Source organism: Kitasatospora sp. NPDC056181 (assembly GCF_042266225.1).
GTDB lineage: Bacteria > Actinomycetota > Actinomycetes > Streptomycetales > Streptomycetaceae > Kitasatospora.
Map to the genome: position 1 here is coordinate 1 of NZ_JBHJUK010000271.1, position 5,781 is coordinate 5,781.

5 protein-coding genes and 1 pseudogene are annotated in these 5,781 nt (G+C 71.3%); 2 read left to right on the top strand and 4 right to left on the bottom strand.

Annotation, left to right across the window (positions count from 1 at the left end; translation table 11 throughout):
- Both ACFC1F_RS42440 and ACFC1F_RS42445 read right to left on the bottom strand, forming a co-directional pair.
- On the bottom strand, positions 1–595 hold a 595-nt coding region (locus tag ACFC1F_RS42440; RefSeq protein WP_376167066.1), incomplete at its 3' end, for a transposase.
- Complete coding sequence (locus tag ACFC1F_RS42445) at positions 592–918, bottom strand: hypothetical protein (protein ID WP_376167068.1); 327 nt, start codon at positions 916–918, stop codon at positions 592–594. The genes ACFC1F_RS42445 and ACFC1F_RS42440, both read right to left, overlap by 4 nt.
- Positions 919–1,584: 666 nt before the next feature.
- Here ACFC1F_RS42445 and ACFC1F_RS42450 point away from each other — a divergent pair.
- Positions 1,585–2,595 carry a hypothetical protein gene (locus tag ACFC1F_RS42450; RefSeq protein ID WP_376167071.1) on the top strand — a complete coding sequence of 337 codons (1,011 nt, stop codon included), beginning with the start codon at positions 1,585–1,587 and terminating at the stop codon, positions 2,593–2,595.
- Between the two features lie 456 nt (positions 2,596–3,051).
- Here the strand turns inward: ACFC1F_RS42450 and ACFC1F_RS42455 are convergent.
- A pseudogene (locus ACFC1F_RS42455) lies at positions 3,052–3,438 on the bottom strand (transposase family protein); the annotation flags it as partial.
- Positions 3,439–3,502: 64 nt separating this feature from the next.
- On the opposite strand from ACFC1F_RS42455, the gene ACFC1F_RS42460 reads away from it, so the two are divergent.
- Positions 3,503–4,006 (top strand): hypothetical protein, encoded by a 504-nt coding sequence (locus tag ACFC1F_RS42460; RefSeq protein WP_376167073.1) that lies wholly within the window; start codon positions 3,503–3,505, stop codon positions 4,004–4,006.
- Between the two features lie 661 nt (positions 4,007–4,667).
- Here ACFC1F_RS42460 and ACFC1F_RS42465 read toward each other — a convergent pair.
- Positions 4,668–5,781 (bottom strand): ABC transporter permease (locus tag ACFC1F_RS42465; protein WP_376167075.1); only part of this gene is annotated, 1,114 nt, incomplete at its 5' end.

Here is a 5,781-nt window from a genome sequence, read left to right on the forward strand (position 1 = left end):
AGCTCTTGGAGATGCTGGGGTAGGTCTTCTTGGCCTGGTTGAGGAGGCGGATTCCCAGGGCGTTCTCGGACAGGCTCGCGGCGGTGACGGTCACGGCGAGGAGGAGTCCGAGTGTGTCGGTGAGGATGCCTCGTTTGCGGCCGACGATTTTCTTGGCGGCGTCGGCTCCCTGGCTGGTCAGGGGCACGTTGATGCCCTCGTCGCGCCAGGCGGCGTAGTACGCGTAGACGGTGCCGTGGTTGGGGAAGTCGTGCGGGAGGTACTTCCAGGGAATTCCCGTGCGGTTGATGTACAGGATTGCGTTGAAGACGTCGCGCAGTTCGACCTGGGCTGGCCTCCCGGTGGGCCGGCGGTCGAGTCGGGCTTTCCTCCATGCCGTCAGTTTCGGCTCGATCAGGGCCCAGTTGGTGAGGCTGCCGGTCAGCCAGGCGAGGGAGCCGAAGGCGAGGGCGGCGCCGAGGACGGCGAAGAGGAGGTAGAGGGCGCGTCGGACCCGGTGGTGGTCGACGGCGCGCTGGTGCGTGGGGAGGGCAAGAGGATTCCTGGGGTGTCGAGTGGGCGGCGGCGGGGCGCGGCCGGCTCTCGTGCAAATCATGGGGCCTCTCCCTGACGTCGGAGGAACGCTTCAGCGGCCGTGGCCAGATGGCCGGCTGGGGGATCGGAGTGCACCGAGCACACCCACACCGGCCGTTCGGGTACCCGGGAGCCGATGCGTGCGGCCGGGGCGTCCAGGACACCGCCGCCGAGGGTCTCCTGCGGGACACCGAAGTCGGGCAGCTGCTTGTCGGCGCCGCGGTAGTCAGCGCCGATCGGCCGCGGCCGCGGCCGCCGCCGCAGCCGGTGGCGGGGGTCGTCGTGTCCGTAGCGCGCGGGAATCAGCGCGGCCGTGGTGGTGGCGCGCTGCAGGTGGGCGGTCACGGCGTTCCCTCTCGGACGGGCGGTGGCGCCCGGCTGTCGGGCTGACGGGGAGAGGATCCGTGGATTCGTCGATTTGGCTCGGCCGGAGACCAGTGGTACACGTCGGGGCAGCCGAGCCGGCACTCAACCAGCCAAGCCGCGCCGCAGCCTGAGTGTCAGTCAGTTCTGTCGTGCCGAAGCGCGATGTCTGCCGCTTCAAGTAGGCGCCCACCCGGTCGGCGGCAGCAGCACGTGCCGGGCATTCACTCTTCCGGCCTATTGGGCAAGGTGGTTCGAGCCCGATACATTTTCCTGTATCGGGACGCTCCCCGCGGATCCACCGCTTGCGGGGATTCGCTTTCGGTGCCGTCACCGCGACATTCGGAACGGGCATTTCCGCCGCACCGATGACCGATGCCCCAGGACCACCTCACCGACATCCCCCGGCGACCTCACACACGCTCGCCGATGAGGACAGCCATCTCCAGTGGCAGTCCGAAAGATGCCTTCCCCGGGGAATTTGCACCGCCCCGACGACCATGGGACGGCCCCGCCCACCAGCGCGGAAGCCAACACACGACCCTTGGCAGGCAGTTCCGCGACCAACGGATCACCGTCGAAGAAGACGTACCCCCGCGACCGGGCCCGTCGTGCCCGCCGGAACACACCATCCACTCGGGAGGAACCATGAACGCCGCCGCCAACTGGAACGACATCCTCGTCCGGGACAACTTCCCGGACGTGGGACAGACCCCCACGGCCGACCCCGTCTGGGAGTCCCCGGACATCATCCCCTTCGGCAGCGACATCCTCGACTTCGGTCTGCTGGAGTCCAGCTACGACGGCCCCGACCTCGGACTGAGCCACCCCATCGTGTACGGGCGGCTCAACCGCATCTACGTCCGGGGAAAGAACCTCAGGACCGGTTGCCCCTCCTCCGGCAACGTCAGGCTCTACTACGCCCCCGGAGGGCTGCTCCTGGACCCGCGGGCATGGACCCCGCTCACCGCCGAGGGCGGCGGTACCGCCGTGCCGTTCACCGTCCGCGGCGGCGCCCGGGAGATCCCGCCCGGACAGATCTGTGTCAGCAGGTCCGCCTTCCTCTGGCCGAGCCAGAACCCGCCGGGTCACTACTGCACGATCGCCACCGTGGACACCCCCGCCCACCCCATGCCCGCCGCACTGCCCACGTTCGGCTCGCTCGTCGACTACCTGAACTGGGTCAGGTACAACCCCAACGTCGGCTGGCGCAACATCGACGTCATCCCGTGCCGGCAGACGAGGTACGTCCTCTCCAACCTGGCCATCGCCAACCTCAACAACACCCCGACGCGCTTCGTCTTCGGGATCTCCGGCACCGACCTGCCCGCGGGCACCGCGACCTTCTCCAACACCGACCAGCAGGCCCCGTTCAGCCTGACGGCGCAGATCTATGCGCCCGGCACCGACGAGGGCTACACGCGCTCGATCGTCCTGCCCGCCAACTACTCCGGCACCGTCACGGTCGTGGTCCAGCTCGACCAGCCCCTCCCGTGCGACGCCCGGATCGTGCTGCGGGCCTACAACCCGGTGACCGCCAACGCCGGAAAACTCGAACGGCGACTCGCCGTCCCCCTCACCGGCGTACCCGAGCTCCAGGACGCCCTGTTCCTCGAACTCGGCGCCTACACCTTCGTCGCCTCACCGAGCAGCCCGTGACACGCTCGGAGGCACCCACACCGGGCTCCCGGCCGACCACGGTCGTCACGGCGCAGGCCGGCCCGGAACCCGCGTAGGCCGCCACGCCCCACGGGGCCGGCGACGGTCGCTTCCCGAAGGCCACGTCCCAGGGCTCACCGAGCGCCAAACTCGGACACCACCCCATGGGGACGCTCAACGAGGCCTTCGAACTGCGGGAGGGGAATCCGCGGCCGAAGCGATCCCGCCCCGCCGGTGACCGGATCCGCTTCCCGACGACCGGTGCCTGCATGAAAGTGCCGGGCGATGGTCCCGGTGCCCCTGCCCCGAGGCAGGGGCACCGGGAGGTCACACGAAGGGATTCCCGGCCGGCCGGTCGGCGTCCCCGACGGCGTCGAGCAGCTTGGGCAGCTCGGGCAGCGCGCAGGGTTCGGACGAGCGCTGGTCGATCCACCAGCCGGCGCGGGTGACGGTGCCGGACCGGTCCTCGATCTGCTCCCGTCCGACCTCGGGCATGTCGCCGTCCAGGACGAGGGCGGTGCAGGCGGCGGCGAGGATCACGGTGTCCTTTCGGAACCGTCGGCGGGGCTTGAGCGCCAGGAGCGAGCCGATGTGGTCGGTGATCCGGCCGGCTGCCGACTTGGACACCCCGAAGAGCGGCGCGAGCTGCCGCAGCGTCAGTTTGGTGCGCCAGTAGGCCGCGACCAGCAGGACCCGGCCCTCCAGCGGGAGGCTCCACGGTCGGCCAGGGCGGACAGTGTCGGCACCCTCGCGGCGGAGCATCGTGATCAGCTTCTTGAAATCGCGCGGGCCCAGGCCAGTGAACGGGGCTGTCCAGGAGGATTCCGATGCCGTGATCACCAGTCACGGCAAGATCATGGCACCAGGCCCGCCGGAGCGGGCGTGAGGATCTGATGAGGAGCAGGGCGTGGGAAGTCTGTTGAGGAGCGTCTCTGGGGTCCGCTGGGCAGAGCTGCGCGACGCGACGGGGTCGCCGGCCGGCGGCATTCCCCCTCTGCTGTCCCGGATCGCATACGGGGATGCGGGCGCGGCCCGCATCGCCATCGATGAACTGGGCGATGCCATCTGTGCACTGGGGTTCATCGTCGGCGAGGCGACCGCTCCCACGGTCCCGTTCCTTGTCGAACTGGCCGGGACCCCGCACGTGGCTTGCAAGGCCGAGTTGCTGGGCCTGCTGGGAAGCATCTGCCGTACCGACCAGTGGCACTCCGCCGCTGCGGCGACCAGGGACGGCAGGCGCGACACCAGCTACCGGCAGCAACCCGGCTGGGAGTCAGCCGCAAGGGCAGCCGTCTACGCCGGCCGGTCAGTCATCGAGGGTGTGGCTTCCTCCGCCCGGCCGGAGGAGGCCGCAGCTGCAACGGAGTTGTTGCAAGTGATGGCCCACATCCCGCCGTTTCCCGGGCCGTGACCGGTCGTTGCGGGACAGCCCTTGGGGTGAGGGGGAACCTCCGGACGGGGCGACCCTCACCGCGGGCGGATGTCAGTCCTCGTAGTAGTTGTTGACGACCACGTTGGGCTCGTCGTCGCTGAATGCCTCATTGAGGAGAGCGCCGCCCACCAGGCCGGCTGCACCCGCGCCGATCAGCGCGCCGGTGCCGAAACGGCGGCCGCCTCCGTCGGGCCGGCCGGCGTGACCGGCAGGCCGTATTTGAGGGCGACCTGGGCGAAGCGCACCGCGTAGGCGCAGCGGATGTCGGGACGGGCGGGCAGCCATTCGGCCGGGCCCTTGGGCTGGTCCCGTGCTCCGCGGCCGGCGGCGCGCCGTCGCCGGAGGACGAATTCCTGCCGGTGCGGCCGGTGACGGCCAGGGCGGCGAGCAGGACGGCGGTCAGTGCTGTACGGCGGTGGGTGCGCACGCCGCACTCCTGCGAGAAGACAGGGGGTGACGGCGCGACAGAAGAGCAGCGGCCTCCGTGCCACGTCAAAGTGCTGTTCGAGCGGCGCCTCGTGGCACGGGGTCGGCGGCGCCAGGGGCGGCGACGGTGTTCAGCCGACGGAGATCGAGGCCATCAGGACGTAGGCGGCGATCGCCACCGTCCGTGCGGGCGCTCAGGACGACGGGAGCGTGATCAGCCGCCCTCCCCGCTGATCCCGGCGAGGATGCTCCGGCCGTCGCGCCCGCGCAGGGCGAGGGCGGCGGGCAGGACGGCGGCCGGCAGGGCGACGGCCGCGCAAGCGGCGAGGAGTTCGCCTAGGAGGGTCCAGGGCACGACGGCCGGGGTGGCGCCGACCAGCCGGTGCAGGGCGGCCCACGACCCGGCGATGCTGAGGGTCGAGGCGAGGGCGCCGACGACGGCACCCGCGGCCACGCACAGCAGGGTTTCCACCGCGACCGCTGCAAGCGCCTGGCCTCTCGTCGCGCCGGCCAGGCGCAGCACAGCGAGTTCGCGCCGGCGGTCGGTGATGGTCATGACCAGGGTGTTGGCGAGCGCGACGAGCGCGTAGAGGATCGACAGACCGAGGATCATCAGCATGCCGTTGCGGGAGCTCTCCTCGTTGGCGTCGGTGGCGGCGGCCGACACCTCCGACGGGGTGGCGACGCGCGCGCCCAGGCCCTGGACGGCGGCGCCCAGCGCCGCGGCCGTCCTGGCGTGGTCCGTACCGGGGGCGAGTCGCACGGTGATCCGGCTCGGGAGGGTGGTGCCCGCGTGGCCGGAGTCCAGGTAGGCCTGGACGGTGTCGTTCCCTGCGGCGAGGACGGCGGCCACCTGCAGCGTCCGGGGGGTGCCGTCGGCCAGCCAGACCGTGAGCCGGTCGCCCGCGCGGGGTGAACCGGGCCACTCGCTGCCGACGACGATCGAGTCCGGGCCGAGGTCGGTGAGCGAGCCCGACACGACCCGCAGCCGGGAGACGGCGGCCATGGCGGCCGAGTCGACGGCGGCAGCGTGGCGGGCCGCGGCCGGCTCGCGATCCCGCGCCGCGAAGACGGTCGTCGGGGTGGTGACGACGGTGGTGATGCCGGGGACGTCGCGAACCCGCTCCACCACGGCCCGGCTCAGGCCGGGGCCACCGGCGGGCAGGACCACGAAGTCGGTCCGGGACAGCTGCTCGCGGACCGTGGTGACCTGCGCGGCGTTGATGGTGGCCATCGTTCCGAGCAGGCAGCCGGCCAGGCTGATGACGATCACGACGGGGGTGGTGGTCGCGGCGGTACGTCGGAACGCCGTCAGGGCGCTCTGACGC

Coding starts and splice junctions, on each gene's coding strand:
- ACFC1F_RS42450 (WP_376167071.1), top strand. CDS start 1,585: ATGAACGCCGCCGCCAACTGGAACGACATCCTCGTCCGGGACAACTTC.